Origin of the sequence: Halomonas sp. AOP12-B1-6 (assembly GCF_052379225.1) — a bacterium.
Lineage (GTDB): Bacteria > Pseudomonadota > Gammaproteobacteria > Pseudomonadales > Halomonadaceae > Vreelandella > Vreelandella casei.
This window is the reverse complement of the sequence record NZ_JBQSYK010000003.1, coordinates 689,433-715,961: the sequence shown is the minus strand read 5'-3', so window position 1 is coordinate 715,961 and position 26,529 is coordinate 689,433. Positions and strand designations below refer to the sequence as shown.

Genomic DNA, 26,529 nt, shown 5'->3' with positions numbered 1-26,529 from the left:
CGCTATCAACATAATCTGGAAGAATAAATGATGCTAAGGCGCAAGGCAGGGCGAGCCACATGATTGGGCATATTCTTGGCACGCTGCTGCCGGTGTTTTTGATCGCCGGCTGTGGCGCTGTTTACGGGCGCTACCGCACGCCGGATATTCGCAGCCTCAATACGCTAAACATGGAGCTGTTCGTCCCTCTACTAGTGTTTGCCGTGCTGGCCGACCGCCAGGCGCCGCTAGCCGAATACGCTTGGCTCGCCACGGCGGCAGTTGCGGTGGTGCTAGGGTCGGGGCTGGTACTGTGGCCACTGGCTAAATGGCTATCGTTAGACATCAAAACCTTCCTGCCTCCGATGATGTTTAATAATGCAGGCAATATGGGCGTGCCGCTATTGGTGCTGGCCTTTGGTCCTGAGGCGCTGCCCGCGGCGGTCGTGGTATTTATTGTCGAAATGCTGCTGCATTTTTCGATAGGGATTTACATGCTCAATCCGCGCACGTCGCTGTGGCGCATGCTGCGCATGCCGATTGTCTTGGCGAGTGTGGCGGGCTTAGCCGTGAATATTGGTGATTTAGCGCTGCCGGGCTGGCTGCTAGAGGCCATGCATATGCTGGGCGGGGTATGTATTCCGCTCATGCTGTTTGCATTAGGGGTCCGGCTGCTGGAAATCGACTTTAGCGATTGGCGCACGGGCATGCTGGGGGCGGTGCTGTGTCCGCTTTCCGGATTAGTGATTGCCTTGCCGTTAATGTGGCTGCTGCCACTGAATGCGCTGCAAACGGCCGTGCTGCTAGTGTTTGCAACGTTGCCACCTGCAGTATTGAATTACTTGGTTGCAGAGCAATACCAGCTGGCACCGCAAAAGGTAGCTTCGCTGGTGTTGATTGGTAATTTAGGGAGTTTGGTCGTAATGCCGCTAACGTTAGCCGCGGCATTTACCTGGATATACGCACCCGTATCATAAGGCCTGTGTCATAAGCCCTGTGTCATAAGCATAGCGGCAAGCACGGTAACCAATAACAGCGATGCCTGACGCTTAGATGCTTAAAGTGACAGGCTAATTAGCGATCATCTTTTACTTCATAACTACCGTCTAATGCGTCCTGGTGGCCTGGGCGCTGTGATGACGCATGTGGGTTAGCATAGCCGCCACCGATGTCTTGCGCTTGTTCTGCGCGCATTTGCTCCATACGCTTTTTCATCTTATGGCGCATAAACGGCATCATCGCCCAGCCAATCAATAAGAAAAACAGACCAAGCACCACGCCGACGATCATTAGCGCGCCAAACGCCAACCATGTAAAGAGCAGCTTTAAACTGCCGGCTAAACCGGTGGGCTGAGTTTGCGTTGCGCGAGCACGCCATTGGTTAGCCGCTTGCCATGCAGCATTACGTTGGTCGCGATTCATCTGTGGCATTAGAGCCTCCATCATTGACTTGCACAATTGAGTGCACAGTACGCTTTGGAGGCCAGCTTAGCGAATAAGTTCACCTCGGTATGTTGGGCGTATACACAGAGACGTTGCGTTTTACTGAGAGCGCAACTTTGCCAAAAGTTAGCCATTGCTATGTTTGTTTCCATGTGTGAATATAAATTGCTTGAGCTTATCTTGTTGCGAGTTGTTGACTAGCCTCAACGTTCTGGTTTCAGCATCGAGAGCTTTATCGATGTGTTGTGAACATAAGATTTGGACATTCTTGGGGGAAGAGAGCGATGAAGCGAGTAGTAGCTTTACTGGGGATGATGTCCTTTGCACCCTTAATTTCAGCCAATGAGTCACCGCTAAACGTGGTGACAACTATTGGCATGATTGCCGATGTTGCCCAAGAAGTGGGTGGCCAATGCGTTGAAGTAGAAGCGATGATGGGCCCTGGCGTTGATCCCCATCTGTATCAAGCGAATGCCAGCGATGTCGCCATGCTGAGACAAGCAGAGCAAATTCTCTATGCAGGCTATTCCTTGGAAGGCCAGTTAGGCGCTGTGCTGGAAAACTTTTCGCACAGTAAACCGACGCTAGCGGTAGGGCCCTCAGGTATTGATCCCGCTGAGCTTATGACGTCTCAAGATGTGTACGGCATTGACCCCCACTTGTGGATGGACGTTTCGCTTTGGGCGCAAACAATACCTGCAATCAGCGACGCTTTTACGACGGCAAGGCCTGAGTGCCAAGCATCTATCGAAGCCAATGCCACGAAATACGAAGAACAGTTGAACGCGCTGCACGCGTGGGTGGCTGAAAGTATTGAAAGCATTCCAGAGCGTCGGCGCATTTTGGTAACCGCCCACGATGCCTTTGGCTATTATGGGCGCGCTTACGGTATTGAGGTGGAAGGCATTCAGGGGATTAGCACTGAAACCGAAACCGGTATCGCAGATATTCGGAGCATGACCGATGTGGTGGTGGAGCGTGAAGTCCCCGCTATCTTTGTAGAAAGCACGATTAATCCGCGTACCATTCAAGCGGTCATTGATGCAGCTCGCCAGCGCGGGCATGAGGTTGCTATCGGCGGCGAGCTGTATTCCGATGCAATGGGCGATGCCAATACCGCAGACGGTACTTATATCGGCATGATCTACGCCAACACTCGGCATATTGTAGAGGCGCTGGGAGGCACCTTAGCGCCCATGCCAGACGCGCTTTCTGAATGGGCAGAGCGTTGGGAGATAGCCGAGTGAAGGCACGCAACAGTTTAGCTGCGGAGAGCGTTTATGGTGCGTGATGAGCGTGTCGCATTAAGTGTTAATGATTTGACTGTCAGCTATCACAGCCAGCCCGTGCTGTGGGATATCAATATCGATATTCCATCAGGTGTTATGGCCGGTATTGTCGGTCCTAACGGTGCGGGCAAAAGCACACTGATTAAAAGCCTGCTGGGATTGGTGCCTTCGCTTTCCGGGGAGGCCTTTATAGATGGAAAATCGTATAAGTCGCAGCGCAAGCGCGTGGGCTATGTGCCCCAGCGTTCAAGCGTTGACTGGGATTTTCCGACCACCGCACTCGATGTGGTGACGATGGGCCTATATGGTCGGCTGGGGTGGTTTAAACGGCCCGGACGCAAGGAGCGCGAAGAGTCGCTTGAGGCGCTCGATATGGTGGGGATGCGCGCGTTAGCGGATCGTCAAATCAGTCAGCTATCCGGTGGCCAGCAGCAGCGGGTTTTTCTCGCTCGCGCCCTGGTTCAGAAGGCTGATGTTTATTTTCTTGATGAGCCAATGGCCGGCGTTGATGCGACCACCGAGCGTGCCATTATCGATATCTTGCGGCGTTTACGTGATGAAGGTAAGACCTTGATTGTGGTTCATCACGATCTGCAGACAGTGCGCCGTTATTTTGACTGGCTGCTGCTGTTAAATGTTAGCGTTGTGGCGATGGGTAATGTTGATGACGTCTTTACCGCCGATAACTTACGCAAAGCCTATGGCGGGCAGATTGCCCTGCTAGATGACAGCAATTCACTGATGTTTGCTGCTTCAAAAAGGGATAATTGACAGTGCAGTGGCTAAGCATTTTGCACGACTATACGTTTCAAAACGTGGTGATTGGGGCTGCGTTGTTAGGCCTGATTAGCGGACCGCTGGGAAGTTTTGCAGTGCTGCGACGCCAAAGCCTGCTAGGCGATGCTATTTCTCACGCGGCGCTGCCGGGGGTTTGCCTGGGTTTTATTATCGCGGGCAGCCGCGAGATGGGCAGCATTATTGTAGGCGCAATGGTGACGGGCGCGTTAGCCGCGCTATTGATGCTAGTTTTAACGCGTATGAGCAGGCTTAAAACGGATGCCAGTATCGGTATCTGTTTGAGCATTTTTTTTGCGATCGGCCTGGTGCTGCTTACCTATATTCAAGGCAGCAATAATGCATCGCAAGGCGGGTTAGAGTCCTTTCTTTTTGGCCAGGCTGCCGCGACGCTGCGCTCAGATTTATGGCTGATGGGGGGCATTACGTTGTTTTCATTGACGCTGCTTGGCGCTCTATGGAAACAAGCCAAGCTGGTGACGTTTGACCCTGAGTTTGCGCATACCGTAGGGCTGCCAGTGTCGTTGATAGAAGTGCTACTGACCACCATGGTGACGTTGGCCGTGGTGGTCGGGCTACAAATGGTAGGCGTGGTGCTAATGGCCGCCATGATTGTGGCGCCAGCCGTTGCTGCTCGTCAGTGGAGTCGTCATTTGGGAGCCATGGTGTTTATTGCCGCCGGTGTCGGCGTGGTAAGCGGTGTTTCTGGGGCATCGATTAGCGCGCTGTCTCGCGGGCTAGCAACAGGGCCGCTAATTATCCTATCGGCGTCTATTATTGTGCTAATTTCGCTGGCGATAGCGCCACAGCGTGGATTGTTATGGGGGCTGCTTCAGCATCTTCGCCAAGTGTCTCAGCTGCGTCGGCGCCAAATTCTTTATATCCTCTATAAAACCCAGTCAACGCGTGATCAAGAGGTTCACAACTTGCCGTTTAGGCTGAATTTTTCCGCCGCGATAGCGCTTTGGCAGTTACGTCGAAAGGGCTTTTTGGTTAGTCAAAAAACGCCCTGCCTGCCAATGTCGGCGGGGAATCGGTGGCTGTTAACGTCATTGGGCGTTCGCGAAGCACAAAGCGTGATGGCTGAATTGAATGGGAAGACCACCTGATGCTGGACGTGTTTTTCAGTAGCATTGAGCTACAGATAATGGCCGTTGGCGCACTGGTGGGCATTGCATCATCCGCCGTTGGAACGTTTTTAGTGCTCCGCGGGAATAGCATGCTAACCGATGCGATCAGTCATTCCATTGTCTTTGGGATCGTCATTGTGTGGCTGCTGACGCATCAGCAAAGTGGCTGGTTTCAACTGGTGGGAGCTGCGCTGACAGGCCTACTCACGGTGTTTTTAACGGAACTTTTGGCCAATACTAAGCGCGTTAAACAAGATGCGGCCATTGGCCTTGTCTTTCCTGCGCTATTTTCGATCGGCGTGCTGCTGTTAAATCTGTATGCCAACGATGTTCATATCGATACACACACGGTTTTGCTCGGTGAGATTGGCTTCATATGGCTGGATACCACCACGATAGCTGGCTACAACGTGCCGCAAGCCTTGGTGTCGATGGGTATAGTGACGGCTATTAATTACCTGTTTATTATATTGTTTTATAAAGAGCTAAAGCTGGCAACGTTTGACCCTGCATTGGCTAAAACACTGGGCTTTGCCCCGAGTATTCTTTTTTACGTTCTACTGATGCTGACCAGTACCACTGCCGTCGCGGCTTTTGATGCGGTAGGTGCCGTGCTCTTTATTGCCTTTGCCATCGTTCCACCTTCTGCCGCATATCTTCTAACCGACCGTCTGTGGCTAATGTTTCTAATCGGAGCCTTTATCTCGATTGCCTCGAGCGTTACCGGCTACTATCTCGCGGTGCGCTGGAACGTTTCGATTGGAGGCATGATGGCGGTAATGACCGGTGCTTTCTTTGTGTTGGCGTTTATTGGCGGCCCACGCTACGGCATTGTGAGTCAAAAAATTCGCCTCATGCACGCACGTCGCGCGAATGCTCTTTGATACAGGGCGTATCGCGTTACTAAGAAAATAGTGGAGCACGCCTCTTATAGAATGATTTCAGCTTGCCTTGCCTTGAAATGCGCCTGCCATCCTAAAATGTTAGCATTTAACTGTACAAGCACTCTCTTTGTGCACAATGCTTATCTAACAGGAAGGTTATATGGCCAATCATGGAGGCAAGTCGGTTTTCATCGCATCAGTGGTGATTATCTTGGGCTTGGTAATTGTGGGAGCGTCGTTTCCTGAAGGTTTTGCAAGCCTCGCAGAAAGGGCGTTATCCACGGTTACCGAGATTTTTGGTTGGTTTTATTTATTTTCTGTCTTCGGTTTTGTGATTTTTTTGTTCGGCTTGGCACTGAGTAAATATGGCAAGGTCCGCTTAGGGCCCCAGGACAGTCGACCCAGCTATAGCTTTTTCTCATGGATTAGCATGCTGCTGGCCGCGGGGTTTGGCGTAGGTTTGGTTTTTTATGGTATGGCCGAGCCAATGTCTCACTACATTGAGCCACCTTATGGTGATGTCACTGCGGAGACTGAAGCAGCGGCACGTTACGCCATCCAGTACAGTTACTTTAACTGGGGGATCCACCAGTGGGCGGCGTTCTCGATCGTGGGTTTAATCATCGCCTACTTTCAGTTTCGTAAAGGCCAGGCTGGGCTTGTTTCTTCAGTACTTTCGTCGGTCACCGCCAAAAATCCTAAGATACGCCCCTATGCCTCATGGCTAGACGTATTTGCGGTAGTTGCCACGGTAATGGGCGTTGCTACCTCACTGGGGCTAGGCGTGCTGCAGATGAACGGTGGCTTAAACGCCGTATTTGGCTTGCCTGAAAACGGCTTATGGCAGTTTGTTATTCTCTTCGTTATGTTCTGCGCCTATATGGCATCCACTTGGTCGGGTTTGGATAAGGGCATTAAGCGTCTATCTAACCTCAATATGATCTTGTGCATCGGGTTGATGCTGTATGTGCTCATTACTGGCCCTACGCTTGCGATATTGGAAACGATTACCGTCGGTATCGGCGATTATCTGCAGAATTTTATCGGCATGAGCCTGCGTATTTCTCCCTATAGCGATAATGAGTGGGCGAGCTCTTGGACAATTTTCTATTGGGCATGGGTTATCGCCTGGTCGCCCTTTGTGGGAACCTTTGTCGCCCGTGTATCCCGTGGTCGTACTATCAAAGAGTATGTGTTTGGGGTGTTGCTAGTACCGCCGCTGCTTGCCTGTTTATGGATTGGCGTATTTGGCGGTGCGGCGCTGCATATGGAACTTAATGGTACTAATATCGGCCTAGCCGCCGCGACGCAGAATAATATCACCGCCGCACTGTTTAAAATGTTTGATTTAATGCCATTTTCCGGCGTGCTTTCCGTTGTGGCAATGATGCTGATCTTTATTTTCTTGGTGACATCCGCTGATTCGGCCTCGTATATTGTGGCGCAAATGACGGATAATGGTTCCATTAATCCGCCGTTGTACAAGCGCGTGGTTTGGGGTGTATTGATTGCCGCTATCTGTTTCACCTTGATTGCGTCGGGAGGGTTAGCCGGGCTTCAGTCTGCTGCTGTGCTGTCAGCGCTGCCGTTTACCTTTATTTTGTATATGATGATCTTTGTATTGGTGAAAGAGCTGCGAGCAGATCGTAAAGCCATGTTGATGCAACTATACCGTCGCCATGGAGATACGCCAGTGGGTGCCGATGCCTTTGAAGCGGAGCTATTAGGTGAAGAGGAGCGGCTGCGTCGCGCGCCCAATGTGGTCAATCGGCGCATTAAATAGTCAGCATCAATAGAGATAAGAAAGCTTTCTATTGCGGGAGCTAGCGTTTAAAGCGCTAGCTATTCTAGGAGCAAACCCACATGCGGCAAAGATGCTAATGGCTCGGCAAGGACGCCACGGGGCGACTAGAAGGCAGCCTAAAGGGGCTGCCTTCTCTAAAGGAATAGCCTTTGATCGCTGGCTTGATCGGGTAGTGACCATTGCGGTCGTTACGGCGATGGCCATTGGTTTTGCCGCGGTTATTGCGCACTGGTTGCTCTAACGTTAGCGATAGAGCTTGTTCTCTTTGCCCATGCTTTTCGTGACGCCCAGCGATGCTGGGCGTTTGCGTAGCGCTGAAGAATGTTAATCAAACACCTGCTAGGCTTACGATTCCCCCTGCGAGAGAGACCCAATGCTGTCAGCTAACACTGCTAAGGTGACCGGTGCCTATGCGTCGCGCCGAGAAATATTCGGCTGGGCGATGTTTGATTTTGCTAACCAGGCCTACACGCTGCTGATTATTACGGTGGTATTTGGCGAGCTTTTTACCACCGTGATTGTCGGGGATCGTGGCGACAACTTCAGGCTGGCTAATTTTTTATGGAGTCTTGGCCTGGCGATCAGCTATTTGATGGTAGTGGTGACGGCACCACTGTGCGGCGCGATTATGGACTATCGGGCGGAGAAAAAGCGTTTTCTGCTGGTGAGCTACCTAGCCACCGTGGTGACCACGGCGATGCTTTACTTCGTTGAGCCAGGCTACGTCATTATGGGGCTGCTATTAATTGTGCTGTCTAACTACGCCTATTCTATGGGCGAATCATTTATTGCCGCCTTTTTGCCCGAATTAGGGCCACCTGAAGCGCTGGGCAAAATTTCCGGATTTGGCTGGTCGTTAGGGTACATTGGCGGGCTATTTGCCGCGGGATTTACGTTGGTGGTACTGGGTGAGGCCAGCGCAGAGAACTTTGAGCGCATCCGCTGGGTGGGTCCCTTTGCTGCAGGGTTTTTTCTGATTACCGCAATTCCTACCTTCCTCTGGCTGAAAGAGCGCGGCACGCCTCAGCCACGTGGCGTGTCTTATCGCCACATTGCCCTGAACCGCGTGACGGTGACGTTTCACGAGTTACGCCATTTTAAAGACCTGACGACCTTTTTGATTTCACTGCTTTTCTCAATGGCCGGTGTGTACATCATCATTGCGTTCGCTTTCATCTATGGCGCTCAAGTGATTGGTTGGGAAGAAAGCGTGCGCAACATCATGTTCATTATTGTTCAGATCACCGCCGCCGCAGGGGCATTAGGGTTTGGCTGGCTGCAGGATCGGCTAGGCGCCAAGCGCACCTATCAAATCACGCTGGCGCTGTGGGTGCTGGCGATTATTGCTATTTGGGCAACGCCTGAGGTAACGCAATGGGTGAACGGGCATTTTGAGGTGCAGTGGCAGGCTCAATACGTCTTCCTGGTCGTCGGTTGCTTAGCGGGAGCGAGTCTAGGCTCTAGCCAATCGGCAAGTCGGGCGCTGGTAGGCTTATTTTCACCGCTGGAAAAGTCAGCGGAATTCTTTGGATTTTGGGGGCTGGCGAATAAATTAGCGGGCGTGCTGGGCATCGTAATGCTGGGCGTGCTGCAAGCGCTGATTGGCCTACAGGCATCTATTTTATTATGCGTTGCCTTGTTCATTATCGCGATGTTGATTTGTGCCAGAGTCAACGAGCGCCGTGGCCGTGAAGCTGCGCTGGCTTGGGGAAAATAGCGGTAATGCCCATAACGACCAAGCCTATAAAGGAGCCCTTATTTCAGTGAGGAGGCATATGGTCTCGCAGTCGGCACAGCGCGGCGGCATTGGAATGATGCTGCTCTTTTGGATACTGTTAATGGCGGTTGGCACCTGGTGGATACACGGTGGTCTGGATGCAATGATGCGTCCTAATGCCAACATTGTGCACACGCTGCCTGCGGGTGAGCCTGTCACGTTAAAGCGAAATCGCGCAGGGCATTTCGAGTCCCCTGGGCGCATTAACGGCTCGCCCGTCACTTTTTTACTTGATACTGGTGCCACTTACGTAGCAGTGCCCGCCGACTTAGCGGCAGAGCTAGGTTTGGAGCCAGGGCGTAGCGCTTGGTTTAATACCGCCAATGGCAGAGTTGAAGGAGCGTTAACGGAGTTGGGCGAGGTGTCGCTGGGAGGGCTCACCGTACAAAATGTTCAAGGCTCGATTAGCTCGGGCATGGAGCGCGATACCGTATTGCTTGGAATGAGTTTTTTGAACATTTTCTCGATTGAAATGCATGCAGGTGAGATGAGGCTGAGCCTTCCAGAGTAGTAATTTCCGCTTTATTAGGTAACGTTAATATGCGCTATAGTGTTACTATTTTTCCCGATGGTTGGCTTAATCTCGTGACTAAGTAAAAAGGCAGGCCTGTGATGGCCTGCCTTTTTAGTATTATGAGTATTCGTTACTCAATGGCGTCGCTTGCATCGCCCGGTGGTGATTTGTAATGCCCGGGAGTTTTTAATTTTTCTCCGTTGGGCAGATCGCGTACCTGGGCAGGCACATACACACGCTTAATGACACTTTTCGTATTATTACTTTTCATGGCAGGATCCTCCTGTCAGATTGTCGACAGTTAGCGCTTCTACATTAGCCCTCGTGGGTAGGGGAATCAAGTGCCCGGCCGCACGCATTCGCCAATAAGCGTAATGATTATGACATTAGAGGGCATTTTCATGGTTTTGAGTTATCCTTAGAGCCAACAATATATTATCTGTGCTGATGCTGGGTTAACCGGTGAAAACAGACAGCCTAAGTAGAGTGAGTAAAGAGGATGATTGATCACCTGGAACAGCAGTTCCAGGCGCTTGAGTCCCAAGCGCCTGTCGTGCCTGATTACCCCGATCAAGATCATGTTCTGATCATTGAAGATGATAAGCGCCTTGCCGAGCTAACCCGCGAATATCTGCAAGCGAACGGCTTCCAGGTCTCGTTGGAAGCCGACGGTGCTAAAGCGGTTGATCGTATTTTAACCTTGCAGCCAGACCTAGTTATTTTAGATTTAATGCTGCCTGGCGAAGATGGTTTAGCGATTTGTCGCCGCGTCAGGCCCAACTTTTATGGCCCTATCATGATGTTGACGGCACGCACCGATGACCTAGATCAAGTCTTGGGGCTTGAGATGGGAGCCGACGATTACGTACCCAAGCCCGTTCAGCCCAGGGTGCTGCTTGCCCGCATGCGGGCATTGCTACGCCGCGCTGAAGGCCCTGCGCCCAATGGCGAAATACGGCTACGTTTCGAAAATCTGGAAATAGACAATGCGACGCGTGAAGCGTGGCTCTCCGGTGAACGTATTGATTTAACCAGCGCTGAGTTTGATCTACTTTGGCTGCTAGGCCGCAACGCAGGTCGTGTCCTTACCCGCGAAGAGATATTCAGCGATTTGCGGGGAATTAAGTACGACGGCCAAGATCGGTCGATTGATGTGCGTGTATCACGAATCCGGCCCAAAATTGGCGATGATCCTCACCATCCACATCGCATCAAAACGGTACGCAGTAAAGGCTATCTCTTCGTTAAAGACAGTTAATTTTAGAGGCGGTGTCATGCGGCGGGTGTTCAGCAGCGGGTCGTTTTTGCGCTTCTATGTGCTGCTGGGCCTCGCGCTACTGGTGATGTTGGCGATGGTATTGGCCGGGTGCTCGTTTATCGAACAGGTGCGCCGCGAGGACTATCGCGAGCAGCTCGCCGCGCTGCCGATGTCACTGATGACGCGCCGGCTGGCCGACACGCCTGTAGAGCAACGCGGTGGCCTGCTGGATCGCTTTTCAGAGCGGCTGGATTTACAGCTTACGCTATTGCCCATCGCCGATGCTGATCTTGGCTACTTTGAACGCTCCCGCTTAGAACAGGGCAAAATACTGGTTGCAGAGGATCCTTGGCGGTTGCAGCAGCGTTTGCCGGAAAGTAACCAGCTGTTACAGGCTTGGCTGGCGGACGACTGGAGCGAGCACCAGTGGCACGGCAGCATTTCATTGCTAGGCGACTGGCTTGCGGTAACTCCCTTGAATGAGCGTGAAAGTCTTATAGAAGAGCTGCGTTCGGGGAGCTGGCCGCTGCAGCTACTGGCCACCGTGCCGGACCGGCTAACTGCTGAGCAGCAAACGCTGTTGGTTAGCGGTGGTATCGTGACGCAATTAGTGTCCGACAAGCTATCGATTACGCTGCTTTATCAACTGCCCGGTGAATCGGCGTGGCTACAGGCGGGCCCCATTTCCCGTGGCGATACCTTACCGCTGAATTTACACCTTCCCCTATTAGTTGGGCTGATGATCGTACTCAGCCTTATCATCTATTTAATTATGCGTAGCATTGAAGAGCGCATGGCAAGGCTTGAGCTGGCCGCTACACGGATTGCTAGCGGGCGTTTAGAAACCCGAGTAAAAGTTGAAAGTGGTGATTTTCTAGGCCGGTTGGGAATGGCCTTTAATGGCATGGCTAGTCAGGTGCAGAGCCTGCTGCGGGGGCAGCAAGAAATGATTCGCGCTGTTTCTCATGAGCTGCGCACCCCGGTGGCGCGCATTCGTTTTGCCGTCCAAATGGTCGAAGATATGACTGACCAGCCCGCTATCCGGCGCCAACTACAGGGTATTGATGCTGATATTACGGAGCTTGATGAGCTGGTCGATGAAATTCTGACCTATGCAAGATTAGGCGGCGAAACGATTAACGGCGCCGAGCTTGAAACCGGGCTGGTCGAGTGCCGGGCCATGGCAGAGCGCGTGATTGATACACTCTCGCCATTGCACGAAGGCTTAACATTCACACTACTACAAGGTGACGAAGTCGAGCTTCTGGCGGAGCCTCGCTATTTACAGCGTGCGCTGCAAAACTTAGTGGGTAATGCCTGCCGTCATGCCACGGCTCAGGTGGTCGTCCGGCTATGGGATGAGCCCAGGCTCGTCCGCATTGATGTAGAGGATGACGGTCCGGGTATTCCACCTGAAGCGCGTGCCGATATTTTCAAGCCATTTGCCCGGTTGGATGACAGCAGGGCCAGGAGCTCCGGCGGCTACGGGCTGGGGCTTTCGATTGTGCAGAAAGTTATGGCTAGCCACGGCGGTAGCGTTACCGTCGATAATAGCCCCCACTTGGGCGGGGCGCGTTTTACGCTGCTGATTCCGCGTCGAGATCCGCCGGCTTAATCCCTGAGAGCACCGCAAAAGATGTCTCGCGAGCAGTGCGTAAGAAATCCTGCATCCAGGGTGCTTCCCGCGTTTCTTCGCGAATCGCCGCGTAAAGTGTGCTCCATACTCCGTGCTCGCCCAGTTTCACCGCGCTAACATAATCACGCTCCAGGTACTCGGTTAGCGCCCAGCTAGGCAGTGCGCATACGCCGCGTCCGCTCGCAACCAGCTGCATCATCATAATGGTTAATTCTGCTGTACGGATTTCACGCGGGCGGACGTTGGCTGGATGTAAAAATTGGCTGAAAATATCCAGACGCGACTGCTCGACGGGATACGTGATCAGCGTTTCATCCGCGAGCGCCTGAGGTTCAATAAACCCTTGGCCCGCAAAAGCATGCTGTCGAGCGATAGCCAGTAATCCTTCATAGCGGAACAGCGGGGCATAGTGAATGCCGTCAAGCGGCTGAGGATCAGCGGTGATGACGAGGTCTAGCTGCTCTCGGGCGAGCGCCGGTAGCGGGTCGAAATGGTGGCCACTGGGGATGTCGATTTCAACTTCTGGCCAATGGTTACGAAAGTAGTCCACCGTCGGCATCAGCCATTGGAAACAGCTGTGGCACTCGATTGCCATATGCAGCCGGCCCTGCTCGGTACCCGCTAAGCGCGCTAAGTCCCGTTCTGCCTTACGTACCTCAGGCAATAACTGATCAGCCAAGGCGAGCAGGCGCAGTCCCGCGCGCGTAAATTCCACCGGGCGCGTTTTTCGTATAAATAACGCGCTGTCGACGCGGCCCTCTAAATCTTTGAGCTGGTGAGACAGTGCCGATTGAGTCAGATGGACGCGTTCGGCAGCATCGACCAGCGAGCCAGTTTCGCGCAGAGCAAGCAGCGTGCGAAGGTGGCGCAGTTCAATCATGGCTTAACCTTTTTGTGTGAATAAATTTCATCTTTGTCATTAAAAAAGGTATTTTTATTCATTTTAGTTTATGGTCAGACTTTGTGAAATAATTCACGTTGGCAGATATCATCATGACAGTTTCTCATATTCTCGGCTATCCCTGCATGGGGGCCTAGCGGCGAGCCCGCTGCGGCTGGGTGCAAAGCTATGGGGCACGGTGCGTAAGGCCGCCGGTTATCTTTGATGATGTGCCTCGCCCTACGCCAATGTGTTCGTTATCTAGCTTTTGACGCATAGGCGTAAAGCAGCGTTTCTTGAGCGCTGATGGGGTTACTCTCGCCAGGGTTTTGGAGCTGGTAGCTGCCGTCGGTTTGTAGTAGCCAGCTCTGGCAGTTGTCGACCAGATAGGTTTCAAGGTCTTTGCGCACGCGGATAGCGAGTTTTTTATCTAGCAGCGGAAAGCAGGTTTCCACTCGATGAAACATGTTGCGTGACATAAAGTCGGCGCTTGAACACCATGTTTCTGATTTGCCGTCATTGTGAAAATGAAATACGCGGGTGTGTTCCAGCAACCGGCCAATAATGGAACGCACGCGGATATTGTCTGACACGCCGGGCACGCCGGGTTTCAGGCAGCACATGCCACGAATAATCAGGTCGCACTCTACGCCCGCTTGGGAGGCGCGATAGAGTGCTTTAATTAATTTAGGCTCGGTTAACGAGTTGCATTTGATAATGATGTGCCCGCGTTCTCCTTGACGCGCAATGTGCGCTTCACGGTCAATCATTTCGACTAACCGCTCGTGCAGCGTAAAGGGGGCGTGGAGCAGCGTATCAATTTTACGCGCGCGGCCCATTCCCGAAAGCTGCTGGAACACTTTATGTACGTCAGCGCACAGCAATTTGTTCGCGGTCAGCAGGCTATAGTCGGTATAGAGCTTGGCCGTTTTGGAGTGATAGTTGCCGGTGCCAAGGTGCGCGTAGTAGCACAGTTCGCCCTTTTCACGGCGCACGATATGCAGCATTTTAGCGTGGGTTTTATAGGCCATAATGCCGTAAACGACGATGGCGCCGGCTTCTTGAAGGCGTGAAGCAAGCTGCAGGTTGTCGGCTTCATCAAAGCGTGCTCGCAGCTCAATCACCACGGTGACCTCTTTACCTTGGCTGGCCGCCTCCACTAGTGCACTCACAATAGGCGAGTCTGCCCCGGTGCGGTAAAGGGTCTGCTTTACCGCCAACACATGGGGGTCGCGAGCCGCTTCGCGCAGCAGGTCTTCAATCGGTGAAAATGACTGAAAGGGATGATGCAGCAGAATGTCGTTCTTCGCGATGGCATCAAAAAGACTGCCTGCCTTGAGTGCTTTGGGAATGCTGGGAATGAACGGGCGATAAAGCAGCTCAGGGCGGTCAACGTCGCCTAAGGCTGACATCATGCGCGTTAAGTTGACCGGACCTTTAACGCGGTACAAATCATCATTTTCAAGCTCAAACTGGCGCAGCAGAAAATTGGCTAAGCCATCCGGACAGTTGTCGGCTACTTCCAGCCGTACGCCACTGCCATAGCGCCGCGCCAGCAGCTCACCGCGCAGCGCTGAGGCTAAGTCAGACACTTCTTCGGGGTCGACGCTCATATCGGCATTGCGGGTCAGGCGGAATTGATAGCAGCCGCGTACGCGCATGCCGGGAAATAGCTCATCGGCGTGGGCATGAATCATCGATGATAAAAACACATACTCTGAAAAGCCTTCTTCGCATAGCTCCTTGGGCAGTGCCATTAGCCTTGGTAGCGAGCGCGGAGCAGGCAAAATCGCCATGCCGCCTACGCGGCCAAAGGCATCCTTGCCTTCCAGTTCAACAATGAAGTTGAGGCTTTTATTTACCAGCCGTGGGAAAGGGTGCGACGGGTCAAGGCCAATCGGGCTGATGACCGGCATAATCTCGTTATCAAAAAAGGCTCTGCCCCAGGCTTGTTGCGCTCTGGTCCACTGATCTCGCCGGCGAAAACGTAGCCCCTGAGCTTCCAGTGCGGGCAGCAGCATTTCGTTGAGAATTTGATATTGTCGGACAATTTGCGCATGGGCGAGCTGGGATATTTCCGCTAGTACTGCTTTGGGCAACCGGCCATCGGCTGCCGTGGTTGTATCGCCCAAGGCAATTTGATGTTTGAGGCCTGCGACGCGAATTTCGAAGAACTCATCCATATTAGAGGAAAAAATAAGCAGGAACATCAGCCGGTTGAGTAACGGATGCGCATCGTCTAGCGCCTGTTCCAATACGCGGATATTAAACTGTAAATGCGACAGCTCGCGGTTGAAGTAGAGTTGGGTGTCGTCAAGATCGGTTTCAGGCAGCGCTTCACGCGCCTGGACGCCGGTGGGCGTACGATTTATACGTAGCGGCATATCGCCGTCGCTGCTGGTTTGATCGGTAGGCGATAATGGTGGACTGGAAACGTGCTCGTCCATGGTGGATCTCCCCGCGTCGATGGCTCGAACGTATCATAGCCTGATACTGATAGATCAGCGCAGTATGCGGGGAGAAGATGACAAATACGTGTCACTGGATTGTCATCTTGTTCAACATCATGCCAATAAGCGGCTTAGCGACGCTGTACTTCATTAGCCTTGCTGCAATAGCCGGGCCGCATCAAGTGCGAAATAGGTCAAAATGCCGTCTGCCCCGGCGCGCTTAAAGCACATCAGTGACTCTAGTATGACGGGTTCTGCTTCCAGCCAACCGTTATCGAAGGCTGCGCGATGCATGGCGTACTCGCCGCTGACTTGATAAGCAAAGGTGGGAACCTTGAGTTCATCCTTTACCCGGCGCACCACGTCTAAATAGGGCATGCCTGGTTTGACCATGACCATGTCGGCGCCTTCGCTGATGTCCATGGCCACTTCATGCAGCGCTTCATCGCTATTGGCGGGGTCCATTTGATAGGTGCGCTTGTCCGCTTTGCCCAGATTAGTGGCCGACCCAACCGCATCCCGAAATGGCCCATAGTAGTGCGATGCATACTTCGCGCTGTACGCCATGATCCGCACGTTGTGTAAGTTTTCTTGCTCCAGTACTTGGCGAATTGCGCCAATGCGTCCATCCATCATGTCAGAGGGCGCCACCACGTCGGCACCGGCTTCTGCATGGGAAAGCGCCTGTTTCAACAGCGTTTCTACGGTGCGGTCGTTTTGCACGTAGCCTTGCTCATCTAAAATGCCGTCTTGACCATGAATGGTATAGGGATCAAGCGCCACATCCGTAATAATACCAAGCTCAGGCAGCGCTTCTTTTAGCGCGCGCACGCTACGCTGCACCAGTCCGCTGGCGCTATAGGCCTCTTCGGCTAGCTCACTTTTTTGCTCAGGGCCGACGACCGGAAACAGTGCCAGAGCGGGAATGCCCAATGCAAACGCTTCGCGAGCTTGCTCAATGAGTAGGTCGATTGAAAGCCGTTCCACGCCGGGCATCGAAGCTATGGGTTCACGCTGATTTTTACCTTCAAGAACAAAGACCGGCAGTATGAGATCGGAGGGCGTCAGCGTTTTTTCTTGCATTAAGCGGCGTGAAAAATCATCACGGCGCATGCGGCGCATGCGCGTGGCAGGAAAGTGGCGGGGAGTAAGTGCACTCAAAGGTTGTCTCCATTAAGGATCGCAAATGAGGGTGTTAAATAAGAGTGCCCGAAGGCCTGCCGGCAGTATATCAGCCATACCCTGCGGCGAAAGACGCCTTGTGGCAAACAACCACACTGACTAAAGTGGGCAACAGCTTTGCGGTAGTGCGTTCGGCAAACTCTACGTGGTTTCGGATAATAAGGAGATAGGCATGGCCAAACAGGTGGCAGTCATTTTAGCCGGATGCGGCGTTTACGATGGTTCTGAAATTTATGAGACCACGCTGACGCTGCTGCGCTTAGACCAGTTGGGTATTGAGTATCGCTGCTTTGCCCCCGATATCGATCAGCAGCATGTTGTTAATCATCTTACGCAAGAGGTTGTTGAAGGCGAGCAGCGTAACGTGCTGCTAGAGTCTGCTCGCCTAGCGCGGGGGGAAATAAGCCCCCTAGAGGCGTTGGATGCGGATAACTTCGATGCGGTGATTGTGCCCGGTGGTTTTGGCGTCGCCAAAAATCTTTCAGACTTTGCCAGTGCCAGCGATAATATGCAGGTGCTAGACGCGCTGAAAGAGGCGCTGGCGGGCTTTCGTCAAGAAGCCAAGCCTATCGGCCTGATGTGTATTGCTCCGGTACTGGTGCCCCGCCTGCTGGGGGATGGTATTGCCGTCACGGTGGGGAATGACCCGGCGGTATCCGGTGCTATTAGCGCCATGGGCGGGCTGCACCGCACCTGTAGCGTAGAAGATATCGTGGTTGATTTTGAGCACAGCGTGGTAACGACACCCGCGTACATGCTGGCAACGCGCATCAGTGAAGCTGCCACCGGCATCTTTAAGCTCGTCGATCGTATCGCAGAAATGATGGATTAAGGACTATTGCGAGGTTGTTAACGGTAGATATAAAAAGCCGCCGCCATGATTAATGGCGGCGGCTTTTCGATATCTACGTCATTAGTGCCTTCGCTATAGCATGTCTTCTTGCTCTTCCGCCGCCTCTTTCTCCGCTTTGCGCTTGCGTACTAGGCGACCAAACAGCAGACCAACCTCGTAAAGCAGGTACATCGGAATCGCCAGCAGGCTCTGTGAAATAACATCCGGTGGCGTAAGCAGCATGCCCACCACGAAGCAGCCCAGCAGGATATAAGGACGCTTCTTGGACAGGCTTTCTACTGTGGTGGCGCCAGAAAGAATTAGCAAAAAAGTCGCGATAGGAATTTCAAACGCTACGCCGAAGGCAAAAAATAGTTTAAGAACGAAGTTCAAATACTGGTTGATATCGGTCATCACTGCGACGTTTTCCGGCCCTGTCTGGGTGAAAAACTCAAACAGCAGCGGGAACACCACGTAATAAGCAAACGCTGCACCGCCATAGAAGAGCGCAATGCTTGAGACCAGGATAGGAATAGCGAGGGCTTTCTCATTATCGTAAAGCCCCGGTGCAATAAACGCCCACGCCTGATGCAGTACAAAAGGAATGGCAATAAACACGGCCACGACTAAGGTCAGCTTAAACGGTGCTAAGAAGGGTGAAGCCACTTCAGTCGCGATCATCTGCGAGCCTTCGGGCAGCAGCGCCATCAATGGCTCAGCGACAAAGGTATAAATGTCGTTGGCAAAGGCATAGAGGCCCAAAAAAATCACCAAAATAAGAGCCACGGCGCGTATTAAGCGTGAACGTAGTTCGATTAGATGCTCAATAAGAGGGGCTTGTGGTTGATCTTGCTGAGGCTCCTTTGAATCGCCAAACATACTCATTGGTGATTACTATCCTTATTAAATGCAGCCCGCTCAGCTTCAGTGGCGTCTGTTTTGACTGAGGATGCGGCCGGGGGAGGCGCTGGGGAGGATGCAGGTGCCTCTTCGCGCACCGTTTCCAGCGCGTCATCTAAGTGAGAGTTGGCCTGGGCAGCGCGCTGCTGCATCTCGCTCTGCGGTGTTTCAGGCTGTGATGTTTCGCGTGGCGTTGCTGCGCTAGTCGGTTTAGCCCGGGTTGTCGTGGGTTTATCGACAATGCTTTCTACATCCAGCTTCGCTTTGTGCAAGCTGTCGTTGAGCTTTTTCTGCTGATCGTTAAGCTTTTGACGCAGCTCTTCCGCTTCCAACTGGGCGCTGATTTCGCGCTGCATACCAGATACCGTGCGCTTGATTCTGCCGATCCATAGACCCGTCGTACGGGCAGCGCGTGGCAGGCGCTCTGGGCCAAGCACCAGCAGCGCGACAATGCCAATAAGCATGAGCTCAAGAAAGCCGATATCTAGCATGCGTTACTTGCGCTCTTCGTTGCGTTCAGCGGCACGCTTCTCTTCAGCCTGCACATCGTACGTATTGCCAGGCTCTTCGTGGCTGACTTTGGCATTCGGCTGATGGGGATCTTCGCTATCAGCCTCTTTGTTTTTTTCTTCGTCGTGCATGGCTTTCTTGAAGCCTTTGACCGCCCCGCCGAGGTCGGTGCCTACATTGCGCAGCTTTTTGGTGCCGAAAATTAGGATGATGATGCCCAGAACAATCAGCAACTGCCAAATACTGATACCACCTAACATATGCGTTTCCTCATGGGTACAGGTTAACTTTCTTAGTCACTATATGCTTAGGCGACTGAATGCTCAGTAGCTACATGCTTCCTGACTACTGGTGCCGGTAAGCTAAGCCTACGCCAAGCGTAGCCATAACGTCGATATTATTGCTAGCGAGAGGCTTTTTCATCGTGACCTGAAATGCCAAAGCGTCTTGCCAACTCGTCTAAAACGGCTTGATGATCAAGATCCAAATGAGACAGCATCACCAAGCTATGAAACCACAGGTCGGCCGTTTCAGAAATCAGCGCGTGGCGCTCAGCCTCACCGCCGTGCTCTGCATCTTTGGCCGCCAGCACAGTTTCAGTGGCTTCTTCGCCCACTTTTTCAAGTATCTTGTTCAAACCCTTGTGATGCAAGGACGCAACATAAGATTCTTCTGCTGCTGCATAACGTCGCTGCTTGAGTACCCCATTGAGAGTATCCAGCACATACGCATTGCTAGTCGATGATGCGTCGGTGTCCATGAAAATCCTTATAATCGTTGAGTCACGCCGCTTTATTGCCAGACTAACAGCAATAGGCCGATACCGGCGGCGGCCAAGACCGGCCACTCCTGGAGCTCAATCCAACCGCTTAACGGCTGCCAGGCGAGCGCCAGCGCCAGCACTATTAAACCTAACCGTAAGCGATACAGGCGCTTGCCTTGACGAGCCATGTGCTGGCGCATGGCGCTAATGGCATCGACCTGCTGATGCCGCTGGCGATGCTCATGCTCCATGCGGCTGAGCGCCTGATGGGCGAGTACGGGTAATTCAGGTAGCTGGCGCGAAAGCTCCGGCGCCTGGCGCTTTAACGACTCCCACAAGCCGCCGACGCCCGCGCGCTCTTTCATCCACTGCTCTAAATAAGGCTTAGCGGTGCTCCATAAATCTAAGTCAGGATAAAGTTGGCGACCTAGTCCTTCAATATTCAGCAAGGTTTTCTGCAGTAGGACGAGTTGCGGCTGCACTTCCATATTGAAGCGACGCGCGGTTTGAAACAGCCCTAGCAGCACCTGGCCGAAAGAAATATCTTTTAGCGGTTTCTCTAAAATAGGTTCACACACCGTCCGAATCGCGGCGGCAAACTCATTAGCACGCGTGTTTTCGCCCACCCAGCCAGACTCAATATGCAGGGCAGCGACTTCGTAATAATCCTGATGAAAAAACGCCAGCAGATTGCGCGCCAAATAGTCTTGATCTTCGCGTGTTAGGCTGCCGACAATGCCGCAGTCGATGGCGATGTACTGGGGGTCTTCGGGATTGTCACAATTAACAAAAATATTGCCCGGATGCATGTCGGCATGAAAGAAGTTATCGCGAAATACTTGCGTGAAGAACAGCTCAACGCCACGCTCGGCCAGCTTTTTCAAGTTGGTGCCGCGGGCGATTAGGCTGTCCAGGTCGGCGACCGGAATGCCACGAATGCGTTCTTGTACCATGACGTGTCGGCGCGTAAAAGGCCAATAAATGGTCGGTACAAACAGCAATGGTGAGTCTTTAAAATTACGCTTCAATTGCGAGGTGTTGGCGGCTTCTTTATACAGGTCAAGCTCATCAAACAGCGTCGCTTCGTAGTCACGAATGACTTCTACCGGACGCAAGCGGCGCGCATCAGGCACCTTGGACAGCAGTTTGGCGACTTGATACATCAGCGCCATATCTTGGCGCATCACGCGGTCTATGCTCGGCCGAATGATTTTAACCACCACGTCTTCGCCGCTATGCAGCCGGGCGGCATGCACTTGAGCAATAGACGCTGAGGCCAGCGGCACATGGTCAAATTCAGCAAACGCTTCCGCCAGCGACATTTCCAGCTCTTTCTCGACGCGAGCAGCAGCCTGGTCACCCGGGAAGGGGGGCACCTGATCCTGAAGGCGTTTGAGCTCATCGGCGATATCCGCCGGCAGTAAATCGCGGCGGGTCGAGAGCATTTGCCCAAATTTAATGAAAATTGGCCCTAAGGCTTCTAAAGCGAGGCGTAAACGCTCGCCGCGTGAGCGTTTGCCGATAGGCACTAAGCGTAGCGGCGAAAACCAAAGCAGCGCCCGCAGCCACCAAGGGAGACGCTCTAGCGGGAGTAATGTATCTAGCCGATGACGGCTTATCACCCAGCTAATTCGCAGCAGGCGCAGGCTCATGGGTGCGGCTCCTGCATCAGTGTCTGGTGGTGCTGTGTCAGTATCCGTTCTAAGCGTTTAAAGCGTGCTTCCAGGCGATCTGTTGCCACTTCTAGTTCGGTGAGGTGCTCGCGCAAAACGTTGCGCTGCTGTCGCCCTGGCAGCAGGCGCGCCTCTTCAAAGACGTACTCAGAAACGTCCTGGATCAGCTCATCTTTGGCGCGCAGCCCCCAGCGAGCCATGCGCCGCAAGCCCTCCGCTAGGGAGTGTGCGGGCATATCGCCCAGCCAATGGGCGAGTTCGTTTTCCCAATCAATATCCAGATCGAAAAGAAGCTCGCGGGTGGCTTCTAGCAGATGAATATGACCACGCACAGCAAGCTTACCGTCAAACATTAGCCGCTCAATTGAGGCGCCACTAATCCATTCGGACAATGTTTCGGGAGTAAGTTCGACCACCGCATTAGCGTCGGCTTCTTCAGTGTCGTCGCCCCGCAGTAGGTCTACCCCGGCATGATGATAGTGGATAACCACGGCCAGATGCGGCTGCTCGAAGCGTACCAGCAGGCGGCTGCCCGCAAGCTTCGCCAAGCGGCCAGGGGCTGCCGGGTCACGGGCAAGAAGAGCATTGAGCGTGCGTTCACAACCGGCCAGCAGCAAGGTTGGGGTTACCAGCATGCTGACCCCTTGATGGAAAACGCCACGGGAGAGAGCGTCATAACTTAATGCCGCGGTGCAGTGCAACAATGCCGCCGGTCAGGTTGGTGTACTCAACGCGTTCAAGGCCTGCGGATTCCATCATCGCTTTGAGCGTTTCCTGATCTGGGTGCATACGAATGGACTCTGCCAAATAGCGGTAGCTTTCGCCATCGCCGGCTACCAGTTCGCCCATTTTGGGCAGCAGGCGGAAAGAGTACTCGTCGTAAGCTTTGGAAAGCAGGGGATTATTTGGCTTGGAAAACTCCAGCACTAAGAGGCGACCGCCGGGCTTGAGTACGCGTGCCATGGAGCGCAGCGCGGCGTCTTTGTCGGTAACGTTGCGTAGGCCAAAGGCAATCGTAATGCAGTCGAAACTGTTATCGGGAAACGGCAGGCATTCGGCGTTGGCCTGAACATATTCAACGTTGCCGCCCACGCCGTTGTCCATCAGCTTATCGCGGCCCACTTTCAGCATCGAGGCATTGATATCGGCCAACACCACTTTGCCACGTGGCCCCACCAGACGGGAAAACTTCAGCGTTAAATCACCCGTGCCGCCGGCAATATCTAGCACATGATGGCCTGGGCGCACGCCTGCGCGCTCAATCGTCATGCGCTTCCATACTCTGTGAATACCCATCGACATAAGGTCATTCATCACGTCGTAGCGGGCCGCAACGGAGTGGAAGACATCGGCTACTCGCGAGGCTTTCTCGTCAACCGAGACTTGCTGAAAACCAAAGTGAGTCGTGCGTTTTTCTGTGGGGCTCATGGCGTAGTAGCTCCCGAATTCGAGGCGGTGGCGAATCGACCCTGAGTCTTTTGACTGAGTGGCCGGTGCGATTAAAAAGTTAGCGCCATTGTAGCCTTGTCCGCCCTGGCTTGTCTGCCCAGACTGATGAGTGCCTTGGGTTGAGCGACGGTCACAGCTGCTTGAATTGAATACCCGCAGGCTCACGTGAGGCGCCGACGTCCTGCAGGCGCTGCAAGTAGTTGTTCCAGTAGTCATCTTGATGGAGGGCGAGATCATGCAGGTAGTTCCAGCTAAACAAACCGCTGTCGTGGCCATCGTCAAAATGCAGCTTAAGCGCGTAGTTGCCAGCTTGGCTAATGTTTTGCAGGCCGACGTCTTTTTTACCTACCTGAAGTACGGCGCTGTCGCCGCCATGACCACGCACCTCTGCAGAGGGAGAGTAGACGCGCAGCAGTTCCACCGGTAGGCGGAAGGTTTCGCCAGTGGCATAGCCAAGCTCTAGCTCGCGGGCCTGCTTATGGTAGTGAACGCGGGTAGGCGTAGGAGCAGTCATAACAAACCTCTAAACAGGCGGGGCGCAGGCAGCCAATCGCCACCTACGCCCCGCTTCGGTTATGTAAAGATGCGGACGCTTATAAGATATAGCGCGATAAATCTTCGTCAACTGCCAACTCGCCAAGCTGTGCATTGACGTAGTCGCCGTCAATCACCAGCGGGCCTTCCATGTCGCCACCTTTGAAGGAGGCCTCTTCTAGCAGCCGCTCCATCACGGTGTGCAAACGGCGAGCGCCGATGTTTTCAGTGCCTTCGTTGACCTGCCAGGAGATCTGCGCGATGCGCTCGATACCGTCTGGCGTAAACTCAATGTCGAGACCCTCCGTCGCCAGCAGCGCTTTATATTGCTTAGTCAGCGAGGCGGAAGGCTCGGTCAGAATGCGTTTGAAATCATTGGGCGTGAGTGCATCGAGCTCAACGCGGATCGGCAGACGACCTTGAAGCTCCGGAATCAGGTCCGACGGGCGCGCCAGATGGAAAGCCCCCGAGGCGATAAACAGAATGTGATCGGTTTTAACCATGCCGTATTTGGTTGAAACGGTTGAGCCCTCAATGAGCGGCAACAGATCACGCTGCACGCCTTCGCGAGACACTTCACCACCGCTAGACTGGCCGCTGCCTTTGGCAACTTTGTCGATCTCATCTAAAAACACGATGCCGTGCTGCTCAACTGAATACACCGCACGCGCCTTGATCTCTTCTTCATTGACCAGCTTGCCGGCTTCTTCGTCGCGCAGCAGTACGAGCGCTTCTTTTACCGTCACACGACGGTTTTCGCGCTTTTGCTGGCCCATGTTGGAGAACATGCTTTGTAGCTGATTGGTCATCTCTTCCATGCCCGGTGGGGTCATGATGTCGACGCCTTGGCTTTGAGCCGATACTTCGATATCGATCTCTTTTTCGTCTAACTGCCCTTCACGGAGCTTCTTGCGGAAGGTCTGGCGAGTGCCGTTATCTTCACGGGGCTTGTCTTCCTGACCACGCGGCGGCGGTAGCAGGGCATCGAGTACCCGGTCTTCGGCAGCATCGGCGGCACGGTGGCCTACGTCTTCTTTGGCCTGCTCGCGCACCATTTTGATGGCGTTTTCCATTAAGTCGCGAATAATCGACTCAACGTCGCGGCCAACGTAGCCAACTTCGGTAAATTTAGTGGCTTCGACTTTAATAAACGGTGCTTTGGCCAGCTTAGCAAGGCGGCGTGCAATCTCGGTTTTACCCACGCCGGTGGGGCCGATCATCAGGATGTTTTTGGGCGTGACTTCCGGGCGTAAATCATCGTCCAGCTGCATGCGGCGCCAGCGATTGCGTAGGGCAATGGCAACAGCACGCTTAGCATCCTGTTGGCCAATAATGTACTGATCGAGAGCGTGAACGATTTCGCGGGGTGTCATCTGAGTCATAACGGTAACCTTTGTGTTCTTTGAGCGGCGTGAAGAGGACGCGTGGGGCTATGAGCGCCCATCGATCGACAGCTCTTCGAGCGTCACGTGGTGGTTGGTGAACACACAGATATCACCAGCGATAGCCAGCGATTTTTCGGTGATTTCACGTGCCGACAGCTCGGTGTTTTCTAGCAGCGCTCGGGCGCTGGCCTCGGCGAAGTTGCCTCCGGAACCAATGGCAATAACGCCGTGTTCGGGCTCCACCACGTCGCCGTTGCCGGTAATGATCAGCGAGGTGGTGTGGTCGGCGACGACGAGCAATGCTTCCAGGCGGCGCAGCGCGCGCTCGGTCCGCCAATCTTTTGCTAGCTCAACAGCGGCTTTAGTCAGATGCCCCTGATATTTTTCTAGCTGCGCTTCAAAGCGCTCAAACAGCGTAAATGCGTCTGCAGTGCCGCCCGCGAACCCGGCAAGTACCTTGCCACGGTAGAGGCGACGGACTTTGCTGGCGTTACCCTTCATTACGGTATTGCCCAGCGATACTTGACCATCGCCAGCGAGGGCGACCTGATTACCACGACGAACGGAAACAATGGTGGTCATGGAGATAACTCCTTGGGGGAGACACGCTCCCGATGACTGGCTGGTCGCTTAGCAAGCGACCGTTGTGTAGGCGTTCACAACAAAATGCGGGCGGCTGATGAAAAATCAACCACCCGCAGGACATCGGGGGGTGGGTTTGTCAGTTTTGTAGCTGAATAAGTAGTGGCTCAATGCCTTGCGTAGCCATCAAATCCTGCGCGCGATTAAGCTCGCGGGTATCTTCATAGGGGCCAACCTGGACGCGGTGCCACGTGTTGCCATCGGCCTGTACTTCGCTAATTTGTGCCAGCAGGCTGAGATTGCGCAGCCGGCCGCGCAGCTGTTCGGCATCGCTTAGCTGGCGAAACGAGGCTGCTTGAAGCATGTAGCGGCTGGGCGTGCTACTGCTAGCAGCACTCTCCTGGGCAGCCGATACTTGATCCTCAGGGCGCGTGTTGGCGGCAATCACTTGCGCAATAGGGTCATCGCCCGCAGCTGCATCGGATGCGGTGCTGCTCTCGGTTGTCTGCTCCGTCACTTCGGGGCGGACAACGCTTGACGGCAGCGTAACGCCAGGCGCAATAACTTCGGTTTCAGGCAGCAGCGTATAAAACTCGAAGGTGGGCATTGAGGGCTCGGCTGGGCCTTCGGTTGCTCGTGCAGCGTCGCGCTCCTCGCTACCGGAAGGCTTCGGTAGCACGGTTGCCTGAGGAGGCTCACTCTGCTCCTGCCACGGCGCAGTGCCGTGTTGGTGCTGAGCAAGAAAGAAGCCAATGGCCATGCCTGCAAGGCCCCATAGCCAACCGGGAATGCGAAAGCCGCCGCCGCTGGCGCCTGAGGAAGACTTGCGCTGTGAGGTGGCGCCTTGGCGGGTAGGCTTTTTGCGCGGGGTGGCCATGCG

28 protein-coding genes and 1 pseudogene are annotated in these 26,529 nt (G+C 53.6%); 13 read left to right on the top strand and 16 right to left on the bottom strand.

From position 1 onward, the window contains the following. The first annotated feature begins 59 nt into the window (after window positions 1-59). Window positions 60-956 carry an AEC family transporter gene (locus ACT3TR_RS12315; RefSeq protein WP_096278138.1) on the top strand — a complete coding sequence of 299 codons (897 nt, stop codon included), beginning with the start codon at window positions 60-62 and terminating at the stop codon, window positions 954-956. A 97-nt stretch (window positions 957-1,053) separates the two neighbouring features. Here the strand turns inward: ACT3TR_RS12315 and ACT3TR_RS12310 are convergent, their stop codons facing one another. Further along, the gene (locus ACT3TR_RS12310; RefSeq protein ID WP_444625087.1) at window positions 1,054-1,410 is read right to left on the bottom strand and encodes a hypothetical protein; all 357 of its coding nucleotides are present in this window, start codon (window positions 1,408-1,410) and stop codon (window positions 1,054-1,056) included. A gap of 296 nt (window positions 1,411-1,706) precedes the next feature. Between ACT3TR_RS12310 and ACT3TR_RS12305 the strand changes: the two genes are divergently transcribed. The 8 genes from ACT3TR_RS12305 (at window position 1,707) to ACT3TR_RS12270 (ending at window position 9,612) form a co-directional block, all read left to right on the top strand. Beyond that, window positions 1,707-2,669: a metal ABC transporter solute-binding protein, Zn/Mn family gene (locus ACT3TR_RS12305; RefSeq protein ID WP_096278142.1), complete on the top strand. Its 963-nt coding sequence runs from the start codon at window positions 1,707-1,709 to the stop codon at window positions 2,667-2,669. Window positions 2,670-2,702: 33 nt separating this feature from the next. After that, window positions 2,703-3,482, top strand: coding sequence for a metal ABC transporter ATP-binding protein (locus ACT3TR_RS12300; protein WP_096278144.1), 780 nt, complete (start codon window positions 2,703-2,705; stop codon window positions 3,480-3,482). Between the two features lie 2 nt (window positions 3,483-3,484). Next, entirely contained in the window at window positions 3,485-4,615 is a 1,131-nt protein-coding gene (locus ACT3TR_RS12295; RefSeq protein WP_444625088.1) for a metal ABC transporter permease, read from the top strand. Further along, window positions 4,615-5,520, top strand: a complete 906-nt coding sequence (locus ACT3TR_RS12290) for a metal ABC transporter permease (RefSeq protein WP_444625089.1) — start codon at window positions 4,615-4,617, stop codon at window positions 5,518-5,520. The genes ACT3TR_RS12295 and ACT3TR_RS12290 overlap by 1 nt, the downstream gene beginning before the upstream one ends. A gap of 160 nt (window positions 5,521-5,680) precedes the next feature. After that, complete coding sequence (locus ACT3TR_RS12285) at window positions 5,681-7,303, top strand: BCCT family transporter (protein ID WP_444625090.1); 1,623 nt, start codon at window positions 5,681-5,683, stop codon at window positions 7,301-7,303. Window positions 7,304-7,400: 97 nt separating this feature from the next. Then, window positions 7,401-7,565: a hypothetical protein gene (locus tag ACT3TR_RS12280; protein ID WP_176483371.1), complete on the top strand. Its 165-nt coding sequence runs from the start codon at window positions 7,401-7,403 to the stop codon at window positions 7,563-7,565. A gap of 132 nt (window positions 7,566-7,697) precedes the next feature. Next, window positions 7,698-9,041, top strand: a complete 1,344-nt coding sequence (locus ACT3TR_RS12275) for an MFS transporter (RefSeq protein ID WP_444625091.1) — start codon at window positions 7,698-7,700, stop codon at window positions 9,039-9,041. Between the two features lie 58 nt (window positions 9,042-9,099). Then, a complete protein-coding gene (locus ACT3TR_RS12270) occupies window positions 9,100-9,612 on the top strand; it encodes a retropepsin-like aspartic protease family protein (RefSeq protein WP_444625092.1) in 513 nt (170 codons plus the stop codon). A 133-nt stretch (window positions 9,613-9,745) separates the two neighbouring features. Here the strand turns inward: ACT3TR_RS12270 and ACT3TR_RS12265 are convergent, their stop codons facing one another. Beyond that, the gene (locus ACT3TR_RS12265; RefSeq protein WP_176483372.1) at window positions 9,746-9,886 is read right to left on the bottom strand and encodes a hypothetical protein; all 141 of its coding nucleotides are present in this window, start codon (window positions 9,884-9,886) and stop codon (window positions 9,746-9,748) included. Window positions 9,887-10,114: 228 nt separating this feature from the next. Here ACT3TR_RS12265 and ACT3TR_RS12260 point away from each other — a divergent pair, with 228 nt between their 5' ends. Together ACT3TR_RS12260 and ACT3TR_RS12255 are read left to right on the top strand one after the other, a co-directional pair. After that, window positions 10,115-10,873, top strand: coding sequence for a response regulator (locus tag ACT3TR_RS12260; protein ID WP_096278156.1), 759 nt, complete (start codon window positions 10,115-10,117; stop codon window positions 10,871-10,873). 16 nt (window positions 10,874-10,889) lie between these two features. Further along, a complete protein-coding gene (locus tag ACT3TR_RS12255) occupies window positions 10,890-12,488 on the top strand; it encodes an ATP-binding protein (protein WP_444625093.1) in 1,599 nt (532 codons plus the stop codon). Here ACT3TR_RS12255 and ACT3TR_RS12250 read toward each other — a convergent pair. Beyond that, window positions 12,451-13,389: a LysR family transcriptional regulator gene (locus ACT3TR_RS12250; protein ID WP_096278160.1), complete on the bottom strand. Its 939-nt coding sequence runs from the start codon at window positions 13,387-13,389 to the stop codon at window positions 12,451-12,453. The two genes, ACT3TR_RS12255 and ACT3TR_RS12250, sit on opposite strands and share 38 nt — an antisense overlap. 167 nt (window positions 13,390-13,556) lie before the next feature. Here ACT3TR_RS12250 and ACT3TR_RS12245 point away from each other — a divergent pair. After that, window positions 13,557-13,640, top strand: a pseudogene (locus tag ACT3TR_RS12245) (hypothetical protein); the annotation flags it as partial. 6 nt (window positions 13,641-13,646) lie between these two features. Here ACT3TR_RS12245 and ppk1 read toward each other — a convergent pair. Then, window positions 13,647-15,836, bottom strand: coding sequence for a polyphosphate kinase 1 (gene ppk1, locus ACT3TR_RS12240; RefSeq protein WP_441684174.1), 2,190 nt, complete (start codon window positions 15,834-15,836; stop codon window positions 13,647-13,649). A 153-nt stretch (window positions 15,837-15,989) separates the two neighbouring features. Beyond that, a complete protein-coding gene (hemB, locus tag ACT3TR_RS12235; RefSeq protein WP_096278164.1) occupies window positions 15,990-17,000 on the bottom strand; it encodes a porphobilinogen synthase in 1,011 nt (336 codons plus the stop codon). 193 nt (window positions 17,001-17,193) lie between these two features. Here hemB and elbB point away from each other — a divergent pair, with 193 nt between their 5' ends. Continuing rightward, window positions 17,194-17,853, top strand: a complete 660-nt coding sequence (gene elbB, locus ACT3TR_RS12230) for an isoprenoid biosynthesis glyoxalase ElbB (RefSeq protein WP_192536094.1) — start codon at window positions 17,194-17,196, stop codon at window positions 17,851-17,853. A 93-nt stretch (window positions 17,854-17,946) separates the two neighbouring features. On the opposite strand, the gene tatC is transcribed toward elbB, so the two are convergent. From tatC to ACT3TR_RS12175, 11 genes are all read right to left on the bottom strand, one after another. Then, complete coding sequence (tatC, locus tag ACT3TR_RS12225) at window positions 17,947-18,738, bottom strand: twin-arginine translocase subunit TatC (protein WP_096278168.1); 792 nt, start codon at window positions 18,736-18,738, stop codon at window positions 17,947-17,949. After that, window positions 18,735-19,244, bottom strand: a complete 510-nt coding sequence (gene tatB, locus ACT3TR_RS12220) for a Sec-independent protein translocase protein TatB (protein ID WP_441684175.1) — start codon at window positions 19,242-19,244, stop codon at window positions 18,735-18,737. The genes tatC and tatB overlap by 4 nt, the downstream gene beginning before the upstream one ends. 3 nt (window positions 19,245-19,247) lie before the next feature. Then, window positions 19,248-19,523, bottom strand: a complete 276-nt coding sequence (tatA, locus tag ACT3TR_RS12215) for a Sec-independent protein translocase subunit TatA (protein WP_441684176.1) — start codon at window positions 19,521-19,523, stop codon at window positions 19,248-19,250. A 143-nt stretch (window positions 19,524-19,666) separates the two neighbouring features. Then, a complete protein-coding gene (locus ACT3TR_RS12210; RefSeq protein ID WP_444625094.1) occupies window positions 19,667-20,023 on the bottom strand; it encodes a phosphoribosyl-ATP diphosphatase in 357 nt (118 codons plus the stop codon). A gap of 32 nt (window positions 20,024-20,055) precedes the next feature. Beyond that, the gene (gene ubiB / locus ACT3TR_RS12205; protein ID WP_441684178.1) at window positions 20,056-21,678 is read right to left on the bottom strand and encodes a ubiquinone biosynthesis regulatory protein kinase UbiB; all 1,623 of its coding nucleotides are present in this window, start codon (window positions 21,676-21,678) and stop codon (window positions 20,056-20,058) included. Further along, window positions 21,675-22,334, bottom strand: a complete 660-nt coding sequence (locus ACT3TR_RS12200; RefSeq protein WP_441684179.1) for a ubiquinone biosynthesis accessory factor UbiJ — start codon at window positions 22,332-22,334, stop codon at window positions 21,675-21,677. The genes ubiB and ACT3TR_RS12200 overlap by 4 nt, the downstream gene beginning before the upstream one ends. A 37-nt stretch (window positions 22,335-22,371) precedes the next feature. After that, the gene (gene ubiE / locus ACT3TR_RS12195) at window positions 22,372-23,127 is read right to left on the bottom strand and encodes a bifunctional demethylmenaquinone methyltransferase/2-methoxy-6-polyprenyl-1,4-benzoquinol methylase UbiE (protein ID WP_441684180.1); all 756 of its coding nucleotides are present in this window, start codon (window positions 23,125-23,127) and stop codon (window positions 22,372-22,374) included. Window positions 23,128-23,278: 151 nt separating this feature from the next. Then, entirely contained in the window at window positions 23,279-23,662 is a 384-nt protein-coding gene (locus tag ACT3TR_RS12190; RefSeq protein ID WP_441684181.1) for a gamma-butyrobetaine hydroxylase-like domain-containing protein, read from the bottom strand. Between the two features lie 79 nt (window positions 23,663-23,741). After that, window positions 23,742-25,064 (bottom strand): ATP-dependent protease ATPase subunit HslU, encoded by a 1,323-nt coding sequence (gene hslU, locus ACT3TR_RS12185; RefSeq protein WP_235040260.1) that lies wholly within the window; start codon window positions 25,062-25,064, stop codon window positions 23,742-23,744. 48 nt (window positions 25,065-25,112) lie between these two features. Continuing rightward, on the bottom strand, window positions 25,113-25,649 hold the full coding sequence (hslV, locus tag ACT3TR_RS12180) for an ATP-dependent protease subunit HslV (RefSeq protein ID WP_096278186.1): 537 nt from the start codon (window positions 25,647-25,649) through the stop codon (window positions 25,113-25,115). A gap of 139 nt (window positions 25,650-25,788) precedes the next feature. Next, window positions 25,789-26,526: an SPOR domain-containing protein gene (locus ACT3TR_RS12175; protein ID WP_441684182.1), complete on the bottom strand. Its 738-nt coding sequence runs from the start codon at window positions 26,524-26,526 to the stop codon at window positions 25,789-25,791. Window positions 26,527-26,529: the final 3 nt, after the last annotated feature.